The sequence below is a fragment of the Acinetobacter brisouii genome (assembly GCF_008993995.1).
Classification (GTDB): domain Bacteria; phylum Pseudomonadota; class Gammaproteobacteria; order Pseudomonadales; family Moraxellaceae; genus Acinetobacter; species Acinetobacter brisouii_A.
Map to the genome: position 1 here is coordinate 1 of NZ_BKNN01000160.1, position 1,050 is coordinate 1,050.

General features: G+C 37.3%; 3 protein-coding genes. 1 reads left to right on the top strand and 2 read right to left on the bottom strand.

The features are described 5' to 3' along the window. The first annotated feature begins 137 nt into the window (after window positions 1–137). Window positions 138–389, top strand: coding sequence for a helix-turn-helix domain-containing protein (locus GBN19_RS15415; RefSeq protein WP_151778702.1), 252 nt, complete (start codon window positions 138–140; stop codon window positions 387–389). A 44-nt stretch (window positions 390–433) separates the two neighbouring features. On the opposite strand, the gene GBN19_RS15420 is transcribed toward GBN19_RS15415, so the two are convergent. Continuing rightward, the gene (locus tag GBN19_RS15420; protein ID WP_151778703.1) at window positions 434–775 is read right to left on the bottom strand and encodes a carboxymuconolactone decarboxylase family protein; all 342 of its coding nucleotides are present in this window, start codon (window positions 773–775) and stop codon (window positions 434–436) included. A 15-nt stretch (window positions 776–790) separates the two neighbouring features. Further along, window positions 791–1,050: rhodanese-like domain-containing protein (locus GBN19_RS15425; protein WP_266095393.1), on the bottom strand; the 260-nt coding region annotated here is incomplete at its 5' end.

A 1,050-nucleotide genomic window follows, 5' to 3' on the forward strand; every position in this document is an offset into this window, starting at 1 on the left:
GATTGTATATTTTTAATAGAACAATTGGCTTATGTATTAATGAATTTCAAGTGATATAAAAATAAAAATGATGCCTTTCTTTTAAATGATCATTTTTATTTTTATATAAAATTTAATATTTAGAATAGGGGTGTTTTATGTTGTCAGTACTACAACAAAGTCATATTCATTATCCAAAGGTAAATGTAGTAAATATTCAACCTGAAGATATTGTTTTTGCACGTAAGCGTTGCAAAATATCGCAAAATGAATTGGCAAATATTTTGGGTATATCGGTGAGAACATTAGAGAGTTGGGAGCGGGGTCATCGGAAACCATCGAAAGCAGCGCAGTCTTTGCTCAGATTGTTTATTCGAGCGCCAAATGTATTGGTCAATTACTTAACATGAAGCAAAAAAACAAATCACCGATAAGGTGATTTGTTTTGGTTTATTTATTGATTTTCCGTAAATTCTTCAAAGGCTTCGATTGCATTTGCGGCATACATGAGAGAAGGGCCACCGCCCATATACACCGCAACAGACAGAACTTCGTTGAGTTCTTCTAAAGTCATGCCCATTTTGACAAGGCTGCGGGTATGAAAACCAATGCATCCATCACAACGGTTGGCAACGCCAATGGCTAGCGCGATTAATTCTTTGGTCTTTGCATCAATAACACCTTCTTTCATGCTGCTTTGTGCTAAAGCATTGAAACTTTTCATGGTTTCAGGTGAATTTTGACGAATTGTTTTGATGTTATTTGAAATATTATGCGTGAGTTCTGTGTATTTCATGAGTCTTTCCAAATATTATTGAACCATAGGGAAATTGGCATCTTGCCAAGCTTGCATACCACCTGCCACAGAAAAAACCTTTGGGAAACCCATATTTTGTAGAGAAACTGCGGCAAGCGCTGAGCGTCCACCCGAGCGACAAATCAGGTAAATTTCATGTTCAGCCAAAGCGTCTAAAGCCACTAAAGTATCGCAGTGCTGTAACACAGCAGGGTGTTGATGAATTCGCATTTCTAAAACCCCGCGTGGCATATTCACTGAATGGTCAATATAAC

What these genes read in the sequence shown, in the direction of transcription:
- GBN19_RS15415 (WP_151778702.1), top strand. Translation starts at nt 138, where the DNA reads ATGTTGTCAGTACTACAACAAAGTCATATTCATTATCCAAAGGTAAAT.
- GBN19_RS15420 (WP_151778703.1), bottom strand. Translation starts at nt 775, where the DNA reads ATGAAATACACAGAACTCACGCATAATATTTCAAATAACATCAAAACA.